Source organism: Anoxybacillus sp. B2M1 (genome assembly GCF_001634265.1).
In the GTDB taxonomy this organism is placed as follows: domain Bacteria; phylum Bacillota; class Bacilli; order Bacillales; family Anoxybacillaceae; genus Anoxybacteroides; species Anoxybacteroides rupiense.
In genome coordinates this window covers 427,489-445,528 of sequence record NZ_CP015435.1, presented here as the reverse complement: position 1 = coordinate 445,528, position 18,040 = coordinate 427,489, and the positions used below count along the sequence as shown (strand labels likewise).

General features: G+C 42.6%; 19 protein-coding genes. 5 read left to right on the top strand and 14 right to left on the bottom strand.

Translation table 11 applies throughout. The features are described 5' to 3' along the window. Positions 1–24: 24 nt before the first annotated feature. The 6 genes from GFC28_RS02205 to GFC28_RS02180 all read right to left on the bottom strand — a co-directional run bounded on the left by GFC28_RS02205 (position 25) and on the right by GFC28_RS02180 (position 7,099). Positions 25–648 carry a histidine phosphatase family protein gene (locus tag GFC28_RS02205; protein WP_044746438.1) on the bottom strand — a complete coding sequence of 208 codons (624 nt, stop codon included), beginning with the start codon at positions 646–648 and terminating at the stop codon, positions 25–27. A gap of 294 nt (positions 649–942) precedes the next feature. After that, positions 943–2,943 (bottom strand): putative bifunctional diguanylate cyclase/phosphodiesterase, encoded by a 2,001-nt coding sequence (locus GFC28_RS02200; RefSeq protein WP_044746437.1) that lies wholly within the window; start codon positions 2,941–2,943, stop codon positions 943–945. Positions 2,944–3,514: 571 nt separating this feature from the next. After that, positions 3,515–4,219, bottom strand: coding sequence for an IucA/IucC family C-terminal-domain containing protein (locus GFC28_RS02195; RefSeq protein ID WP_044746436.1), 705 nt, complete (start codon positions 4,217–4,219; stop codon positions 3,515–3,517). After that, positions 4,200–5,033: an ABC transporter ATP-binding protein gene (locus GFC28_RS02190; protein WP_044746435.1), complete on the bottom strand. Its 834-nt coding sequence runs from the start codon at positions 5,031–5,033 to the stop codon at positions 4,200–4,202. Before GFC28_RS02190 ends, GFC28_RS02195 begins: the two co-directional genes overlap by 20 nt. A 15-nt stretch (positions 5,034–5,048) precedes the next feature. Then, a complete protein-coding gene (locus GFC28_RS02185) occupies positions 5,049–6,101 on the bottom strand; it encodes a FecCD family ABC transporter permease (protein ID WP_044746434.1) in 1,053 nt (350 codons plus the stop codon). Then, positions 6,098–7,099, bottom strand: coding sequence for a FecCD family ABC transporter permease (locus tag GFC28_RS02180; protein ID WP_044746433.1), 1,002 nt, complete (start codon positions 7,097–7,099; stop codon positions 6,098–6,100). Before GFC28_RS02180 ends, GFC28_RS02185 begins: the two co-directional genes overlap by 4 nt. A gap of 224 nt (positions 7,100–7,323) precedes the next feature. Here GFC28_RS02180 and GFC28_RS02175 point away from each other — a divergent pair, with 224 nt between their 5' ends. Together GFC28_RS02175 and GFC28_RS02170 are read left to right on the top strand one after the other, a co-directional pair. Then, on the top strand, positions 7,324–8,292 hold the full coding sequence (locus GFC28_RS02175) for an ABC transporter substrate-binding protein (RefSeq protein WP_044746432.1): 969 nt from the start codon (positions 7,324–7,326) through the stop codon (positions 8,290–8,292). A 178-nt stretch (positions 8,293–8,470) separates the two neighbouring features. Continuing rightward, positions 8,471–8,962, top strand: a complete 492-nt coding sequence (locus tag GFC28_RS02170) for a PCYCGC motif-containing (lipo)protein (RefSeq protein WP_044746431.1) — start codon at positions 8,471–8,473, stop codon at positions 8,960–8,962. Positions 8,963–8,995: 33 nt separating this feature from the next. Here GFC28_RS02170 and GFC28_RS02165 read toward each other — a convergent pair whose 3' ends face one another. The 4 genes from GFC28_RS02165 to GFC28_RS18625 form a co-directional block, all read right to left on the bottom strand. Beyond that, positions 8,996–9,736 (bottom strand): exonuclease domain-containing protein, encoded by a 741-nt coding sequence (locus GFC28_RS02165; RefSeq protein ID WP_044746430.1) that lies wholly within the window; start codon positions 9,734–9,736, stop codon positions 8,996–8,998. A 3-nt stretch (positions 9,737–9,739) separates the two neighbouring features. Continuing rightward, on the bottom strand, positions 9,740–10,777 hold the full coding sequence (locus GFC28_RS02160) for a DUF294 nucleotidyltransferase-like domain-containing protein (protein WP_044746429.1): 1,038 nt from the start codon (positions 10,775–10,777) through the stop codon (positions 9,740–9,742). A 2-nt stretch (positions 10,778–10,779) separates the two neighbouring features. Then, entirely contained in the window at positions 10,780–12,090 is a 1,311-nt protein-coding gene (locus tag GFC28_RS02155; RefSeq protein WP_044746428.1) for an ammonium transporter, read from the bottom strand. 459 nt (positions 12,091–12,549) lie between these two features. Next, positions 12,550–12,705: a YozQ family protein gene (locus GFC28_RS18625; RefSeq protein ID WP_172798630.1), complete on the bottom strand. Its 156-nt coding sequence runs from the start codon at positions 12,703–12,705 to the stop codon at positions 12,550–12,552. Between the two features lie 341 nt (positions 12,706–13,046). On the opposite strand from GFC28_RS18625, the gene GFC28_RS02150 reads away from it, so the two are divergent. Beyond that, the gene (locus tag GFC28_RS02150; RefSeq protein WP_044746427.1) at positions 13,047–13,496 is read left to right on the top strand and encodes a YndM family protein; all 450 of its coding nucleotides are present in this window, start codon (positions 13,047–13,049) and stop codon (positions 13,494–13,496) included. Between the two features lie 31 nt (positions 13,497–13,527). Here GFC28_RS02150 and GFC28_RS02145 read toward each other — a convergent pair whose 3' ends face one another. After that, positions 13,528–14,715, bottom strand: a complete 1,188-nt coding sequence (locus GFC28_RS02145; RefSeq protein ID WP_044746426.1) for a toxic anion resistance protein — start codon at positions 14,713–14,715, stop codon at positions 13,528–13,530. Beyond that, positions 14,699–15,367: a 5-bromo-4-chloroindolyl phosphate hydrolysis family protein gene (locus GFC28_RS02140; RefSeq protein WP_044746425.1), complete on the bottom strand. Its 669-nt coding sequence runs from the start codon at positions 15,365–15,367 to the stop codon at positions 14,699–14,701. Before GFC28_RS02140 ends, GFC28_RS02145 begins: the two co-directional genes overlap by 17 nt. 162 nt (positions 15,368–15,529) lie before the next feature. On the opposite strand from GFC28_RS02140, the gene GFC28_RS19140 reads away from it, so the two are divergent. Further along, positions 15,530–15,670 carry a hypothetical protein gene (locus tag GFC28_RS19140; protein WP_156450522.1) on the top strand — a complete coding sequence of 47 codons (141 nt, stop codon included), beginning with the start codon at positions 15,530–15,532 and terminating at the stop codon, positions 15,668–15,670. A gap of 18 nt (positions 15,671–15,688) precedes the next feature. Next, entirely contained in the window at positions 15,689–16,369 is a 681-nt protein-coding gene (locus GFC28_RS02135) for an SIMPL domain-containing protein (protein ID WP_082063846.1), read from the top strand. A gap of 30 nt (positions 16,370–16,399) precedes the next feature. On the opposite strand, the gene GFC28_RS02130 is transcribed toward GFC28_RS02135, so the two are convergent. Both GFC28_RS02130 and GFC28_RS02125 read right to left on the bottom strand, forming a co-directional pair. After that, positions 16,400–17,119, bottom strand: coding sequence for a TcaA second domain-containing protein (locus GFC28_RS02130; protein ID WP_044746424.1), 720 nt, complete (start codon positions 17,117–17,119; stop codon positions 16,400–16,402). A gap of 91 nt (positions 17,120–17,210) precedes the next feature. After that, positions 17,211–17,780 (bottom strand): histidine phosphatase family protein, encoded by a 570-nt coding sequence (locus tag GFC28_RS02125; RefSeq protein ID WP_044746423.1) that lies wholly within the window; start codon positions 17,778–17,780, stop codon positions 17,211–17,213. Between the last annotated feature and the right edge of the window lie 260 nt (positions 17,781–18,040).

Sequence of the window (18,040 nt, the reverse complement as noted above, 5' to 3'; positions counted from 1 at the left end):
TTCGATAATAGGCGGGACATTTCATTATACATGCTTGACTTCCTCGATATGCGACGCATCACCTTCACTAAGCAATGTCATCACGCCATTCTCCACTTGAATCGTTGTTACACTCGTACCATAAATGTACGGTGGATCCCAAAGCCGCTCAAGCGGCGCATTTTTTAAAAGAGTCGTCAACGCTTTTAAAACCACCGCATGGGTGACAATTAAAATATCGCCTGACGCGTGGCGTTCAATAATGCTTTCTAACGCCGCAAAGGCGCGTTGCTGCACATCGCTAAACGCCTCACCGCGCGCCGGCTGATATACATGAGGCTCATTCCAAAAATGGTGAAACCGCACAGCATCAAACTTCTGAATCTCTTCATGCGTCCTTCCTTCCCAATCACCTAGATGGATTTCTCGCCATCTTTCATCTTCATACATAGGAATCAAACGTTCGCCGCGAATGAGTTTGGCTGTTTCAAGAGCCCGTCCGCTTGTACTTGTATAAATCGCTGTTAAATCAATCTTCTCCATTCTTTTTCCAAGACGAAGCGCATCCTCCCTCCCTTTCTTCGTCAATGGCGAGTCATTCCATCCTTGCAATCGTTTTTCAATGTTCCATTCCGTTTCTCCATGTCTTGTGACGTATAATGTCAACATGCTCCTTCTCCTCCGTCTCTCGAAAATCCCCTAGCCAACCACGGCTCGGGTATCCGTTCTCTAGCGCTATCTTTTTACTTCTTGATCCACGTAAATATTCCTTTTTCTTTACAGATGCCCTTGGCTGAATGAAGTTGATCACCACCGGAAGGATGAACATTCTCCTTGATCGAATCGATCGATTCACCTTCATAAATACATGAGTAGAGTATTGGTGGCCATTCCCGCCTACATGTCATTTCCAAGTGAGCGGCTTCCCCGTGGATAGGTTACAACAAAAACCCCTCTCTTCGCTTAGAGGGGGTGATTGGTTTGAAAGGCCGTTTTGTTATAGTGCGCGAGCCATTTTTGCAGCTTTTCTGCCTCCAATGATTTACTGAAATAAAATCCTTGTGCAAAGTCACAATCCATTTGCCGCAAAAGCAAAAGCTGGTTATTTGTTTCCACACCTTCTGCGAGCACCTGAATATCAAGGCTTTTCGCCAAATGAATAATCGTATCAACAATGGTGGCATCTTTAGAATTGTCCGCGATCCCTTGGATAAAGCTGCGATCAATTTTTAAAAGCGACACTGGCAAGTTACGGATGTAGGCAAGTGAGGAAAAGCCTGTTCCAAAATCATCGATCGCCACTTGCACGCCAATATTTTTTAACTCAGTCAAAATATGCTTTCCTGTTTCAATATTTTCCATCAATCCGCTTTCTGTCACTTCTAAAATTAAATGCTCCGGCGCAAAATTTGTTGCCTTTAAAATATAGGTCACATGTCCGATCAGTTCCTTACGGTTCAATAAAAAAGGAGATAAATTTACAGCCAGCTTCAAATGATGAAAATGCTGCTGCCATTGCTTCACTTGACGGCATGCTTGCTCCAGAACCCATAATGTAATTTCAAAAATAAATCCACTGTGTTCTGCTAGCGGAATGAACTCCAACGGCGGGATTTCACCCAAGGATGGATGCCGCCATCTGAGCAGCGTTTCCACCCCCATCGCCGTCCCGCTCCCAAGCTCAATTTTCGGCTGATAGCATAAATAAAACTGCTCCCGCAAAATGGCAAACGGGAGATCCCGCTCAATGATAGTCGCTCGATTTTGGACGGGCTGGTAAAAATAATAACCGTTCTTGCCACGCTTTTTCACGTAGTTGAGGGCTTGATCGGCATATTTCATTAATTCGTTGGCATCCACCGCGTCCGTTGGAAAAAAAGAAATACCGACAGAAAGCGTCGACTGAATCATTTGTTTTTCATAATGAAACGGCTGATGGAAAGCGCAAATCAGCTGATCCACGAATTGAGACACTGCTTCTTTCGTCATGTCAGGTAATAGCAAGACAAACTCATCGCCGCCAATTCGAGCAAAAAAATCAGCGGTGCGCAATGCGTTTCTTACTCTTTTAACCGCTTCTTTTAAAAAGTAATCCCCTGCTTGATGAGAAAAATGATCGTTAATCCATTTTAACTTGTCAAAATCAAGATAACATAAGGCGAACGTTTTCTGCTGTTCGATCAACTGCCAAATATATTTTTCAAAATATCTTCGATTGGCAATGCCTGTCAGCGGATCGAAATAGGTAAGCTGATAAAGTTGATCCTCGTATTGTTTTCGCTCATTAATATTTTTGGTAGAGATAATAAACCAATGAAAAGGTTGATTTTCATTCGCAACAAACCGTCCATAACCTTGCATCCAAACCCATTCACCATGCCTGTTTCTCTTGCGAAACTCTACCGCTTGTTCTTCCTTCGTTTCATATAATCTTTCCCATTTTTGACGCAGCGCTGCTACATCTTCTGGATGTACATGACGGGAGAAAACAGTTTCCATATCCATGTACTCCGCAGAAGCTTCAAATATATGAAACCATGAACAATACAATATTTTTCCTTCAGGGGAAAGAATCAAAAGATCATCAAACGAATGTTCCGCAATCATCCGTAGTTGCTGTTTACTTTCCTGCAATGCCGCTTCCATTCGCAAGAGCTCCATGCGATCGCGCAACACGCACAAGATGGCGCAATCGGTTTCACTTTGGAGCGGAAGAAACGATGCGCTGACTGTGACACATCCTCCATCCGCTTTTTGAACCTCCCACTTTTCATAGTGAACCGCCTGGCCACAATGAACTTTTTCCATATCTTCTAACGAAAAACCTAGTGCTTGAATATTTCCTGCTTCTTCCCCTATTAGAGATTGAAAAGCCGGATTCATATGTATAATACGCCCATTTGCATCAATGAGGGCAATAGACTCTACAAAATGTTGAAAAAAAGTGGAAAATTTATCTTCCATATGAATAATGACCTCTCCAGTATATTTTTTGCTCCTCCAACAGAAAGTCGCCCTCTTGCTTATCATTTTCTTATGATTCTTACACTTTCATTTTTACTAATATAACAACAAAAATCAACAAAATGGACCAATTTTTTTCGAAAAACGAAGAAAAAATTCCTAAGCTTCAGGTTGTAGATAAAGTTCATGATGACGTTGTCTACATATCATCAATTCACGGTCATGTCCCCAGCTTGAAAACGAGGACAACGAAGCCAAACGGGGCCATTGGCGTAGGATGAAATATGACCAATCTGTCTAAACGTATTTCTCTTGTAAAGATACAATCATAGACCGCTATTTTCTCTATGAACCTGTTTGATAACAAGGTAAACGATCGTTTTGAGCAAAGAAAAAACTTGTTACAAAACTCTTCCAACTACAGTTTTTTATAGATGCCATTCCTTTCATTTTTTTGTTGTATTTCATATATTAGGATACAAAACATTGGTTCTAGGGAATCAAAACGACAAATAAGCTGGCCTTTTATTCATAAACAAAATACTCTCCCGTTTTCACAAGCGGGAGAGGTTTAGAAATGATCCTTTTTTAATGGACATATTTTACAATATGAATGCGCCATTGTTGTTTGATAAGAGAGACAGCAGGTTACCCGACGCCCAACCTTCTTTCTTTTTTCCCAAAAACGTGCAAGGTTCATCGTTTGAATGACCGTTTGCAAATCTTCGTTAAGTTGGACAGCAATGCCAGAAAGTGCTTCATCCTTCATTAATACGGTTTCATATAGCCAAAAAAGATAAATGGCTATATTTTCCCATAAAACAAGAGAAGGAATCTTGGCAATAGGATGGATTTGCCCAATTAAAGGAGAAAGATGATTTGCAAACAATTCTTCTATTGTTTCTTTTCTCCATTGAATTCGCTTTTGGGCTGATTGTGTATATTGAAGAGGTTCAATCCGAAACGTAGGCAGCCATATTTCCGCAGTATCGTCAGTTTCTAAATAAATACGGTCAAACGGAAGAAACAGCCGTTTATTCCACACTGACATGGCATACAAAGCGATGACAACAACAAAACTGTAGCGCTTGATAAATATCGAAGCGGTCACTGCCATATTCGGTGCTCCTATTTTTTTCCGTAGCTTTTCGAAATAGTAACGTAAATCCTTTTCATCGAATAACTGAGCAACACAAATAGACAAAGGTGAATCTGTCTGCTTCATGGAAAAACGAAATGGTTCTAATTGACTTCTCTCATAGTCTGAAAGCTCCATTACACTCCTCCTTCTTTTGAGGGGAAATGCGGCGTCCTTTTCCGTGCGGAATACATAGCGGTGTCCCAAACAATGGATCACGGATCACTATACAATCCATTTGAAATACTTCTTTTACTAATTCTGGTGAAATCACTTCTTCTGGTTTTCCCTGTCTATATACAGATTGATCACGAAGGGCCACTATATGTTGAGCATAACGACAAGCTAAGTTTAAATCATGGAGCACCATCACAATGGTTCGCTTTTCCTGCACATTTAATTCATATAATAAATCAAGAATCTCCATTTGATGGGTCATATCTAAATATGTAGTTGGTTCATCCAATAAAATAATGTCCGCCTCTTGGGCCAAAGTCATGGCAATCCATGCTCTTTGCCGCTGTCCCCCGGAGAGAGAATCAACTAAACGTTCAGCTAATGCCTTCATCCCTGTTACTTCAAGCGCTCTATTAACCGCTGCTTCATCCTCTTTTGTCCATTGTTGTAGCCAAGATTGATACGGATAACGTCCTTGTTTGACAAGCTGAAGAACCGTTAGACCTTCTGGAGCTGAGGGGGATTGTGGCAAAATAGCTAATTTTTTAGCCACCTCCTTTGTCGGAAGCTTGGCAATCTCCTCTCCTTCAAGCAGCACAGCACCACTAACCGGCTTAAGAAGGCGGGCCATGGAACGCAAGAGAGTGGATTTGCCACATCCGTTGCTTCCAATCAGCACCGTAATGTTGCCTTTTGGAATGCTTAAATCTAGCTCCTTAATAATCACGGTATCCCCATATGCCAGTGTTAATTCCTTCGTTTGCAATGAATTCATGATACTCCTCCCTCTCTACTGTCGGCTTTTATATAGTAGATAAATAAAATAAGGGGCTCCAAGTGCTGCCGTAAACACACCAGCAGGAACTTCGAGAGGGGCAAACATCGTACGTCCCACTAAATCGGCCAGCATGACCAAAATCGCACCAAGCAACGCAGCCGCAGGAAGTAAGGCTCCAAACGATGAACCAACAAGTCTTCGCGCCATGTGTGGCGCCATTAACCCGACAAATCCAATTCCTCCAGCAAACGCTACAGCCCCTCCTGTTAATGCCGTACTTAACAACAGAAGAAAAAGTCTTTGCCTTTGCAAAGAAACGCCAACTCCCAGCGCAATTTCATCTCCTAGTTCCTGAATATTTAACTTACGTGCTGATACGATGCTGATCATCAATAAAATCAGCGCCCACGGAACAAGAAAAGCGACATCCTTCCAAGAAGCTCCATATATACTTCCCGTAATCCATACATTTGCCTGACTCGCACGATAAATCGGACCTGTTATCATTAAGAAAGTGGTTCCAGCCTGCATCAGCGCGGAAATGCCTATGCCGATCAACACAAGACGAAAAGGGGAAATCCCGTTTTTCCAAGCTAGCATATAAACCAAAAGCACCGATACCGTGGCACCAACAAAAGCCCCAAGCGGCAGCCAGTGAATGCTAATGGTCAATGAATGATTTTGATCACTAAATAGCGCTAAAAACGCAACAACAGCCGCCGCGGCACCACTAGTCATACCGAGCACATCCGGGGAAGCAAGCGGGTTGCGAATCATTCCCTGTAAAATGGCCCCTGCTACTGCTAACGACATCCCAACAAACAAAGCTACAATGGCGCGCGGCAAACGAAAAGTATGGATGACGATTTTCTCCATATCTGTTCCGCTTCCAAAAAGCGTTTTTACTACATTCAACGGAGAAATATACGCACTGCCCATTCCTAAGCTCACTAAAAACACGATCAATCCCAGCATTAATAATACTAGACTGATAATGAATGCTTTTTTGTCGATAAGAAAAGAAAGATAATTACTCATGCGAAGCGATAGGTATTTCTTCTTCATTTTTTCAAAATCCCCCTACGGGCAATATAAATAAAGAATGGGACACCAATCAGCGCCGTCATAATTCCGACAGGCACCTCCTGAGGCATTAACACATAGCGTGCGCTAATATCAGCTAAAACTAAGAGAATTCCTCCCATAAGCGCACAATATGGCAACAACCAACGATGATCCGTACCGACGACCCCTCTTGCTATATGCGGCACCATCATTCCAATGAATCCAATCGGACCTGCAACCGCCACTGAACCGCCGGCTAACAAAACGACAAGAATGGCCGCTGCCAATTTCACCATATTTATGCGCTGGCCAAGTCCCGCCGCCACATCATCCCCAAGCATTAATACATTCACCTTTGGAGCTAACAAAAAAGCGCCAATCCACGCCATGGACAAGTAAGGAAAAACAGCGGCCAGCATATCTAGCTTTCTTCCAGAAACAGATCCAGCAAGCCAAAACAGCACTTCCTCTAACGCTTTTTCATTAGCTGACAGCATTCCTTGAGTCAATGAAGAAAATAACGCTGCGACAGCAGTCCCTGCTAATGTGAGTTTGATGGGTGTCATTCCTTCTTTTCCGGAAGCACTTATAACAAATACGCTAACAGCCGCTATCGCTGCCCCTAAAAAAGCGAACCATGTAAAGGCCTGAAAAGAGCTTACATGAAAAAAAGTAATAACAAGCACAATAAAAAATCCAGCACCTGCATTAATTCCGAAAATACTTGGGGAAGCGAGCGGGTTTTTTGTCAGTGCCTGCATCAGCGCCCCCGCCATTGCTAAACTCGCTCCAACTGAAGCGCCAATTAATGCGCGCGGCAAACGAACAGTTGTAATGACAATATGTTCGTTTGAACCGTCATTATGTAAAAATGCGTCTATGGCCATTTTCCAGCTCGTGTTAGTGTATCCTAAAATAATACTCATCCACATGCTCGCCCCAAGCAGCAAACATGCCAGCATGAGTCCTAAGCCTTTTGCATAATTCGTCTTTAACATTCTACTTGCTCCCTTAATATACTAAAGTTTCTCACCATTAATAAGTCTATTTGATAATGAATCTCATAGTCAATAATATTTTTTAAAATTACCTTATCATTAATTGATACAATTCCTATTTGTTTTATCATATTCTTATTGACAACCATTATCAATACTTTTATTATTGAATCTGTCAATGAAAATAATTATCATTTTCTAAAAGAAAAGGGGGACTTTTCACTGTGCTAAAACGTTTCAAACTCACTACCATTATTGCCGCTGCTTTCGCTTTGCTTCTCAGCCTGACTGCGTGCGGAGGAAAAAAGGAAGCACAGCCAGCACAAACAAATGAAAAGGAAAACGCCCAAAGCTATACAGTAGAGCACGCGATGGGCAAAACGGAAATAAAAGGAACACCAAAACGAATCGTCATCTTGACAAATGAAGGAACAGAAGCGCTTTTGGCCTTAGGAATCACGCCAGTTGGGGCTGTCAAATCATGGACTGGAGATCCTTGGTACGACCATATCCAAACACAAATGAAGGATGTAACAGAGGTTGGCACTGAAAGTGAACCAAACGTTGAAGCCATTGCAGCATTAAAGCCTGACTTAATTATCGGCAACAAATTACGTCAAGAAAAAATTTACGAACAATTGAAAGCAATCGCGCCAACTGTATTTTCTGAAACCCTTCGCGGCAGTTGGAAAGAAAATTTTATGTTGTACGCTAAAGCGGTAAATAAAGAAGAAAAAGGAAAAGAAATCATTGCACAATACGACTCACGTATTGCCGACTTAAAAGCGAAACTTGGCGATAAACTACATATGAAGGTATCCATTGTTCGTTTTATGGCAGGCGATGTCCGAATCTATCATAAAGATTCCTTTTCCGGCATCATTTTAGATCAGCTCGGCTTTGCTCGTCCTGAATCACAAAACGTCAATGATTTTGCTGAAACGGGCGTCACAAAAGAGCGAATCCCAGCAATGGATGGTGACATTTTGTTCTATTTCACCTATGAAACAGGGGATGGCAAAGCGAACGAGCTAGAAAAAGAATGGATTAACGATCCGCTCTTTAAAAACTTAAATGTTGCTAAACAAGGAAAGGTATACAAGGTCAGCGATACAATTTGGAATACAGCTGGCGGTGTGCTTGCTGCTAACCTCATGCTAGACGACATCGAAAAATACTTTTTAGAAAAATAAGGAGTTTTTAAGAAAGCTGCCCGTTTTATATCAGGGCAGCTTTTTTCGCATCACATTCGACTTAAAACAACAGATATCGAATAGGAAGACAGACCATCATCGCCGCCAAAAAGTTGCTATTTCGCATGACTTATGCTAGATTCAAAGTATGTAATGATGAATGAAAGGATGAAAAGCAATGAAACGTACATCTTTGGCAGCGTGCTTCCTCTCCTTAAGTCTACTTGTCAGCGCTTGTTCTACAGAAAAAGCAAAAGATCAAGATGATCAACAGCACGCCAAAACCTATACAACCAGCTCCGGAGATATACGAGAAACAACCAAATCCGTTGACAAATTACCGAACTTCTTAAACTCCTATGATGAAAATATGGCCGTTCTTTATCAACAAACCGCGAAGCATCGCGAACTGCTTGAAAGCATTCCCTGCTACTGCGGGTGCGGACAATCTGCCGGCCATAAAAATAACTATGACTGCTTTGTTTACGAAAATAAAAAAGACGGCACCATTGTATGGGATAATCACGCCACAAAATGCGGAGTTTGCTTAGAGATTGCGGACGAGTCCATCACAGCATACAAGCAAGGCAAATCAATCTCAGAAATCCGCAGCATGATTGATGAGAAATATAAAGAAGGTTATGCCGAACCGACGCCAACCCATTCATAAAACCGCAAAAAAGCTACCGTCCTCGGTAGCTTTTTATGAATAGATGCTTAGCAGCGTATATAGATCATGCAACGTTTCAATTTGCTTTTGTTTCAGCTCTTGCAATAAATTCGTCCAAAGCAGCACCATCGCTTGGACATCGCCATCAGCCGTATGCCTTTTTTCACAGATAATGCGATAATGCTCCAAGGCTGAATCGAGCGTAGAAAACGGCTTGCGGTGAATAGCTTCCATCACCTGCTGCAGCTCTAGAAAACGCATCGTCCATTTTGTTCTGTAGTTAGCCCAAAGAAAATGGTTAATAAAAGCAAGATCATGCGCAATATGATAGCCCATTGAAATGCCTTCTCCCATCAATGCTAAAAAATGATTCATTTCCTCCTTTAGACGCGGTGCATGCCGGACATCTTCCATTGTAATTCCTGTTAATTGCGAAATATGCTCTGGAATCTCTTTTTCTGGACAAATAAGCGTAAAATAAAAATCCTTCATGGTTCCATTAATGGTTTTGGCAGCAGCCAGCGCAAAAATTTCCGCGCCATTCTTTGGAGAAAATCCTGTTGTTTCTGTGTCAACAATAATAAAAGGAATCTGCTCAAGACGCGTATTCATGCTGATCTGCTTTTTCTTCAGTTCATTTAGCATCGCTCGATCCCATGCTTCTTGCTGAAATGTTCGCCCTTCAGTTTCTGATGCAGCCGATATTTTTTCGCGCGGAACTCCAAGGGACAGCATGCGAAGCGCTCGCTGCCAAAAACGTTGCTGTTCATTCATCGATCAATCACCAGCCCGTCTCATCACTAAGCGCTGTAATCGCCGGGAAATCTTCATGGCTTGTTTTAATTGCATTCGTTCATGCCGCTTAAGAATGTGAACGGAAACATATTCATTGCTGTCTATCGCAAGCGAATACTTCAACCGAAAATATGCGTATGTGAAAAATGCTTCGCGCACCGCTTCCGCCAGTTCAGCTGGCAAAAGCGATTGGGCACTTATTTCCTCTAATCTTTCTCTCGTCCGCATCGCCGCAATATTTCCTTGACAAGCAAAAAACTTCAGCGCATTCACTAATTGGACATAGCCGCTGTACTTCAAATGCAAGCAACCGCTATACGGCCCCCAACGCTCCAGTTGAAAATTGCCGAACCACCCAAGCGGAACCCGCGGAAAAATCACATGCTCCCCTATTCGTTTTAATAAAAGAGAATGGTGATGAATCCGGTCAATCAAAAACCGCTTGCCTTCCACCACTAATTCACTCGCCCCATAGATGGGACGCATATCCATCGCAATCAGAAGAAAACGGATATCATCTGGAAAATGGTGGTCGATATAAGTAGCGATTTGTTCCTGCCAATGACGGAGCGATTGACTCCATCTGCGGTTTGTCGCCATGACATTTCCTGTACAATACGGATAACCCATCTCATATAAATACTTTGTGCCAATCTCAGCTAAATAACGAATGAATATATAGCACTCTTCCTCGGCTTCAGCAGCGCATTCAAACAGAATGCCATGATCTTGATCTGTCCATACCGTCGGCTCTCCCCTCCCAATACTGCCCATTGCATACCAGCACCATCTAGCTGGCGGTCTGCCTACAGACGCGCGTCTAGCCGCTTCCTCGGCAAGCGCGATCGCTTGTTTCATGATGGCATCATGGACGTCACTTAAAACATCGGAAAGAGAGGGAATTCTCTCTCTTTCCGTCACACCGCGCAGCTGATAGGCTAGCTCCTGATGAAAACGGCCTAACTCCTCCACCGTTTTAGCTTGGTTGATTTGTTGAATAAGATCCTTTAGCAGCCTCATCTTTACTGTTGAACCACTGATTTTGTGGAAGGGTTGATAAACACAGGATCTAATTGCTCTGGATAACCATATGATCCATGCTCGCTAATATCAAGTCCAGAAATTTCTTGCTCTGCCGTAACACGCAACCCAATCGTTTTCTTAAGAATAAACAGGACAATAAATGACACCGCTGCAACATAAACAGCTGCCCCCAGCACGCCGACAACCTGAACGATTAATTGATGGAATCCTCCTCCATAAACAAGCCCCGCTTCTCCCACTCCAGTAATTTCTACCAAGCGCGGTGAAGCAAAAAATCCGGTCGAAATCGTTCCAATCGCTCCGGCGATGCCATGAACGGAAAACGCATAAATCGGATCATCAATTCCTTTTCGTTCAAAATATACAGATGTCCAAAATGTAACCGCCCCTGCTACGGCTCCAATGACGACCGCAGCCCATGGTTCAACGAAGGCGCACGCTGCTGTAATCGCAACAAGAGCCGCTAAAACACCATTGACCATCGCTGGAATATCCGCTTTTCCGATCATAATTTTCGAAGTAACAATCGCCGCTACGGCTCCAGCTGCAGCTGCTAGATTAGTTGTCAAAGCGACATAGCCGAAAAATCCGTCTCCTACAGCCATCGTGCTTCCAGCATTAAATCCAAACCAACCCACCCATAAGATAAAGCCGCCAATGACGGTATATACTTGATTATGTCCTGGAATCACATTTGGTGTTTTATCCTTATTAAATTTTCCGATACGAGGCCCAAGCAAAATGGTGGCAATCAGCGCGGCAACAGCTCCCTGCAAATGAACGACAGTCGAACCTGCAAAATCCTGCATTCCCATTTCTCCAAGCCAGCCGCCTCCCCATACCCAGTGTCCAATCACCGGATAAATCAATACGGTAAAAATCGTTCCGAATATAAAGTACACGGCCAGCTTCGCCCGTTCCGCAAAACCTCCCCAAGCAATCGCCAGCGATACTCCTGCAAATCCAAGCTGGAATAAAAACTTCAATGCCAGAGGTACATTTGCCCACGATAACGCATCAAATGTTCCATCTCCTTCTTTTAAAAACCATCCTTCTGTTCCAATAAAACTGTTACCAGTTCCAAATGTAATCGCAAAACCAAACGCCCAAAACGCCAAAGAAGCAATGGAAAAGCTTAAAATTTGTTTTCCGGCAACATGGCCCGAATTTTTCATTCTCGTCGATCCTGCTTCTAATAGAGCAAATCCCGCTTGCATTCCAATCACTAATACAGCCCCCATCATGACCCATAATGAGTCAAGCGCTAACGATATTTCTTTTGGACTCATCTTCATCTCCCCTTCTCTTTTGTTATTATACATAACATATATACGTTATAATATATTACATATACTTCGCGGTAGCAACCATTATTTTTTGAGAAAACGATTACATTTTTAATTTTTTTGTAAATTATTATTACATAAAAAAGAACGCCTCCAACAAGGCGTTCTTTTGACATGATAATCGATGAGGAACCTAACATGCTTGGAGCGTCGGCCTACATGAACAATGCCGCTCACAGAAACGTGAATAACGGTCCATTGTTTCCCACCTTCGCCATAGAAATGTGCAACGAAAACAAGTCACCAGAATTTTCTGAGACGGTGTATTTTTACAGTTATCGTCTATTCAACCTTTCAGTTGTATTTATTCATTACGTGTCAACTCATAATCCATTATGTCTCCCTTATAAAAAAACAAATAATGTTATAAAATGTGACATAACTTATCCTAACGATAACACTTTACTCTTCTTCTGACACCTCATCGATTGTTCCTTCCATATATACATCACTCACTTGTTCATGAGTTTCTGAAAATCCTAAAGATCTTCGGTCATTAGCTTCCTTACTCTGAATCTCTTCCGTTCTTTTAAAATCACCTTGTCCCTTTTCAGCCATACTAACTTCCTCCTTCATCATCGAGATGGACAGTGTACTCAACCGTTACTCACCTTCTATTTTGAGCCATTCCTCGCGATTCATTCTTAAATGTAAACGTAAAAGAAAATAAAAAAGAAACGTTATGGTTGTAATAAACTGGAGAAAATAGGCCAAACTAACGATGGCATGAAATATGGTTAAAAAGGTGGCGAGCACATGACACACTCTTCACACAATAAAAGTCGCAAACAACCTGATCCATCCCATTCCCAACCGAAAAAGACAGGGTACGGGGATAAGAAGCTGAACGGACCGAATCGTCCTGCGGAATAATTCATATAAAAGGAAGGCGTTTATCAATGAAGCATATTCTTTCTCTTGTGATCAAGTACATTTTACTTACAACCATATTTTTTTCGATTATTCCTTTATTTCTGAGAGTATCCACAGCAGAGCTTTTATGGCTGAGCCTTGTGATGACATGCTTTGCCTATGCAATTGGCGATTTATGGATTTTAACGCGTTTTGGGAATCTGTCAGCAACGATTGCCGATTTTGGCCTTGTCTTTTTTGGACTATGGATAGGAGTTGGCAGCTTTTATACCGCCTCTGCCGCGGTATTGAATGCCTCATTTTTCACAGCGTTGCTTGTTGCTCTTGGTGAAGCGCCTTTTCACGCCTATATGCAGCAAATCGTATTGCGCGATGGCAAAGTCGCCGAAGAACGTCCGGCTAAGCCTTTGATTCCTTCTGTACAAATGGAAACGGCAGAAGAATTGGACCCAAATCATAAAAACCCAAAAAGCTGACCATCGTTATAAATGCGGTCAGCTTTTTTGATTATTCCTCTCGTTTTAATGATAACAATGTTTGCTTGAGCTGTTCCTCCATATTCACAAGCTCTCGCTCTACTTGCTGGCGCTTCACTCGCCCTTCCTGTTGAATTTTGAGCGTCTCCTCTAATGTGGTAATGAGGTTTTCCTGTGTCTTCTTTAGCGTTTCAATATCAATCAAGCCGCGTTCATTTTCTTTCGCCACTTCAATGCTGTTCGTTTTCAGCATTTCTGAATTCCGGAGCAATAGATGGTTGGTCGTTTCCGCTACTTGCTTTTGCGCTTGTACAGCTTTTTGCTGACGAAAGAGCGTCAATGCGATCACGACTTGATTTTTCCATAATGGAATGGCTGTGAGAATAGAAGATTGGATTCGTTCGACCAACGTTTGGTTCATATGCTGAATCATCCGGATTTGTGGCGCCGTTTGAATGGTGACTTGTCTGCTTAACTTTAAATCATGAATCCGCTTTTCTAAACGGTCAGCAAACTGCAATAAATCATTGACTTCCTGCATTTCCATTTGATTTCCTGATTGTTGAGCTTTCGCCTTTTTTTCTGGAATGAGCACGGTTCGCAATTCCTCAAGCTTCCATTCGGCTGCCGCAATATAAATGTTGAGCGCATCAAAATATTCTTTGTTCTTCTCATATAACGTTTCCAGCATCATAATGTCGCGAAATAGCAACTGACGATGCCTTTCCAGCTGATCCGCAATTTTATCAATCTCCACACCGATTTTTTGATATTTCGCTACCATCCCTTGAAGCGATTTAGATACAGAGCCAAAAATCCGCGACAAGAAGCCTTTTTTCTCCGGTAACAAATCATCTGGGCGAACTTCTTTAATTTTGGTCATCAGCGAGCTGATCACTTCGCCAACAGGTCCTGCATCTTTTGCCTGAACATGATTTAAAATGGTATGCGAAAACTTTGACAGCTCTGCTTGCGCAGCTACTCCGTACTGAACGATCGCCTGCTGATTGCTCGGATCAATTTGCTTGGCAAGCTGAAGCGCTTTTTCACGATGTTCCTGCTTAAGTGAATCAATCAGCTTGTTTGGTCGCTCTTCTTCAACAGATCCTGCCTTTTGTTCCGCAGGCAAAGAGAAAGGATTTTCGAGGAGCGAATCAAGCGAGCTTGTCCAATCTTGCTCGCGAAGTTCGTTCTTTGCTTCGTTATCGGACGGTTTCATACTTTTTCTCCTCTCTCCACTCTGTGTTTTTTGGTTTGTTTTGTTCTTCAAGAAGCGATTGCTCTAGCAGCTTGGCTTCAATTTTTAAATCGAACACATCATCCGAAAGGATCTCCAAAAGCTGCTGTTCAGCTGAGCTCTCCAGTTCTTCTAAAAGCTTTTCCGTCTTGCGCAGCGCTTCCTTCATTTCTTCACTGCGAACAGGTTGGTGAATAAGATAAGCATACTTTTCAATCATCGTCACTGCCGAATCCAGCTCTTGGATGAAAAATGACTGAGCGACGCGAAACTTTTGCGGCTGCCGTTCAACCGCTTGAATCATTTTATCCACGGTAGCACTAATGTGTGATATCCGCTGCCACATCACCATTGATCGAATCTTTAAACGCGCCCGCCGCATTCTTCTCCATTTTTTTCGCGCTTCTGCAAGTTGTGTACGTATATAGTCTTTTTCTTCTTTTAAGAGATCGCCGGCATGAATTCGCTGCGATCTCCATTTCATACAGAAAGAGGTAAGCACCATAGCAGCTGTTCCTGATATAAATGAAAGAAAAAATTGATAATCAAGAAGAAAGAAAACGATCGTGGCTGTTATAAAACCGACGTTCCACGAAACAAACCACCGCCAAAGGGTCATCAACAATCGTTTCATTTTTATCCCTTCCTTAAATAAATGGATTATTGATATTATACCATGTCCTCTCCTTTGATACGAAGCAACTGCGATTTTTGTTTCATTTTCGAAAGTCATAAGACAACTTCAAGCCTGAATATGCTGACTATAGCAAGGATTGCCAATGAAGGAGATGAAGAATTGAAAATGAAATATATTGATTGGCAAATGTGTGCATTTGTTGGCTTGACGTTGTTACAAGAATATTGGTGTTATTTTAGATTGCCGCGCATCTATTATTGGTATGCGCTTGAAGATGACGACCACCGCAACGCAGCATAGAGGAAAGAAGGTGTTCTTATGCATGATGCTCACCCGTATTCATATTACGCCACACCTTCCGTACCGGGAGCCGCCCCACGCTCGCGAACGATCACCGTCACTGGTCAAGGCATTCTTTATGTGAAGCCGGATACTGTAACGATCACACTTGGTATTCGCACAGAACATACAAACGCACTTGAAGCGTTGTCCAGCAACTCGAAGCGGGTAAACGCCATGATTCAAGCGCTCGAAGCGATCGGCATTCATAAGGAAGAAATCGATACGATCTCGTTTTCAATTTATCCAAAATATACGTATACAAACAATATCGCGGTGTTAGCAGGATATGAGGTCGAACATCTTTTTGAAATTACAGTGAAAGATGTAAAAACGGTCGGCATGATTTACGAAGCGGCTGTAACGAACGGAGCCAATATCGCCCGCGAACTGCAATTTAAACTCGCGCATGAACAGCCCTATTATCAGCAAGCTCTCGCTCTCGCTGTCAAAAATGCTCAAGAAAAAGCGATCGTTCTTGCCCGCACGCTCAGCCTTCCTTTACACGACACCCCCATCGAATTAAAAGAGCAAACCATCTCTTCGCTTCATCCTTCCCCACAGCCGCGAACGACCGTTCTCGCCGCATCTGCCGCCCCGCCGATTCAAACACAGGATGTGACGATTACCGCTATTGTTCATGCTGTTTTTACGTATTGAAGGAGATCCCTTTTGATGGATCTCCCTCTCTCAAAATTGGATCTCATGTACTCGCTTGCCGCCAAATAAAACCACTTTTTTTGTTTTCGTTTCCTTTTTAGTCGTTATCGTTACTGTGTACAGGCCAGGAAAATAAGGGCCGTACTTCTTCACAAACGGTTCTTTTGTCGGTTGGCCTTGAACGGCTTTACCATCCACAAGCACCGTAGCCTCCTCTTCTTGACGAATAACAAACGAATAAAGAGTCGGCTCAAACACGTATTGGTGAAACAAAAAAAATTGTTTTTCATACACCTTCATCGTAAAAATGGGCGGTATGGATGTCAGCCCTTTTATATAGACATGCTTTTCGTTCCATTGCCGTTCCCAATCACGTTCAAGCATCTCATATGCCTTTGGGTGCTGATCGACATATGTGAACAAGGGGGCCAACGTTTTTTCGTTCACCGTGATTTCCTCGCTCCGAATATAGTTTTTCAATGTGCGCACATCTTTCTTTTTAAGCGCTTGTTCAAATTGATGAACGGCTGCTTCCTTGCTCATTTCATTTTTTAGTGCAGCATACCCTTTCATCATCACACCAATAAAAAAACAAAAAACACCCCCCAAAATCGCAGCCCATAAAAACGCTCGATAGCGTTTGTGCCACACCATCTGCTTTCGCATCCTTTGGCGCGATGGCACCGCTTCTTCTTGACTCACTTGTTCTTGTTCGCTTGTCTCTTCATGATGGCTTTCGTTCTCCCTCACGCACTTTCCCCTCTCCCGTTCTGCATTTCTGATTCATTTTTATGACAGAATTAGGGAAAATATGTGAATGAAAGATAAAGGATCAAAGCATTTATTCTGCAATATATGTACAGGCATGCCAATAAGAAGTGCTCTTGCTTGTACAACATTTCCATCCCTTTTTTATCAATTGTCTTCCTACTAGCTTGTGAAACCAGCCATGCCCAACAACGACTACCGTTTCGTGAACTTTCGCATACTCCACGAGAAGCTGGGAAGCCCTCTCAGCACGAATCACTGCTTGTGAATAGGATTCCACCCCGAGAGAATACCCGCAAAACCAACAAATTCTCGCCAGCACCAACCATAAAGATACAGGAAGCCGCCAAAAACGGATAGAAGAAAATGGAACAGGCAATTCTGCCTCGCGAAATAGTTCGTTTTTTTCCACCGCACACAAAGGAGAAAGATGTTCAGCTGATTGAACAGCACGCGGCAATGCGCTTGTAATGAAAACGCGGGCCTTCCGAGCTTTCTTCACTGTCTCGCTTGGAGGCAGATGATCTTGACATATGCCTGCGGCGTCATACGCGGCAATCCATTGAGAAAACTGCGCGGAATTCATCCATCGCTTCTTTTCCTGCCACGCAGATTTTCCGTGACGAATGAGCGTAATCTCCATTCTTCTCCTTCTCTCCGAACGTTTTCTTGCCCGTATTCAATCAAACATGAGAAATCATCGATGCAGGATCCCATTTTTCAACCAATGAACCTCCCCCGCGTCCCGCTCCAATACATGAAGCGTTGCCCGCTACATTTATGAGCTTCTCCTTTCCTTCTCACATTCTTACGATTCGATTCTCTCCTTCTAGCCAAAACGATCACTCTCTATTTCTTTGTGATTATATCAAAATTTTCCTTATTTATAAAATTTATAAATAC

Coding starts and splice junctions, on each gene's coding strand:
- GFC28_RS02205 (WP_044746438.1), bottom strand. CDS start 648: ATGTTGACATTATACGTCACAAGACATGGAGAAACGGAATGGAACATT.
- GFC28_RS02200 (WP_044746437.1), bottom strand. CDS start 2,943: ATGGAAGATAAATTTTCCACTTTTTTTCAACATTTTGTAGAGTCTATT.
- GFC28_RS02195 (WP_044746436.1), bottom strand. CDS start 4,219: ATGGAGCTTTCAGACTATGAGAGAAGTCAATTAGAACCATTTCGTTTT.
- GFC28_RS02190 (WP_044746435.1), bottom strand. CDS start 5,033: ATGAATTCATTGCAAACGAAGGAATTAACACTGGCATATGGGGATACC.
- GFC28_RS02185 (WP_044746434.1), bottom strand. CDS start 6,101: ATGAAGAAGAAATACCTATCGCTTCGCATGAGTAATTATCTTTCTTTT.
- GFC28_RS02180 (WP_044746433.1), bottom strand. CDS start 7,099: ATGTTAAAGACGAATTATGCAAAAGGCTTAGGACTCATGCTGGCATGT.
- GFC28_RS02170 (WP_044746431.1), top strand. CDS start 8,471: ATGAAACGTACATCTTTGGCAGCGTGCTTCCTCTCCTTAAGTCTACTT.
- GFC28_RS02165 (WP_044746430.1), bottom strand. CDS start 9,736: ATGAATGAACAGCAACGTTTTTGGCAGCGAGCGCTTCGCATGCTGTCC.
- GFC28_RS02160 (WP_044746429.1), bottom strand. CDS start 10,777: ATGAGGCTGCTAAAGGATCTTATTCAACAAATCAACCAAGCTAAAACG.
- GFC28_RS02155 (WP_044746428.1), bottom strand. CDS start 12,090: ATGAGTCCAAAAGAAATATCGTTAGCGCTTGACTCATTATGGGTCATG.
- GFC28_RS18625 (WP_172798630.1), bottom strand. CDS start 12,705: ATGGCTGAAAAGGGACAAGGTGATTTTAAAAGAACGGAAGAGATTCAG.
- GFC28_RS02150 (WP_044746427.1), top strand. CDS start 13,047: ATGAAGCATATTCTTTCTCTTGTGATCAAGTACATTTTACTTACAACC.
- GFC28_RS02145 (WP_044746426.1), bottom strand. CDS start 14,715: ATGAAACCGTCCGATAACGAAGCAAAGAACGAACTTCGCGAGCAAGAT.
- GFC28_RS02140 (WP_044746425.1), bottom strand. CDS start 15,367: ATGAAACGATTGTTGATGACCCTTTGGCGGTGGTTTGTTTCGTGGAAC.
- GFC28_RS02135 (WP_082063846.1), top strand. CDS start 15,689: ATGCATGATGCTCACCCGTATTCATATTACGCCACACCTTCCGTACCG.
- GFC28_RS02125 (WP_044746423.1), bottom strand. CDS start 17,780: ATGGAGATTACGCTCATTCGTCACGGAAAATCTGCGTGGCAGGAAAAG.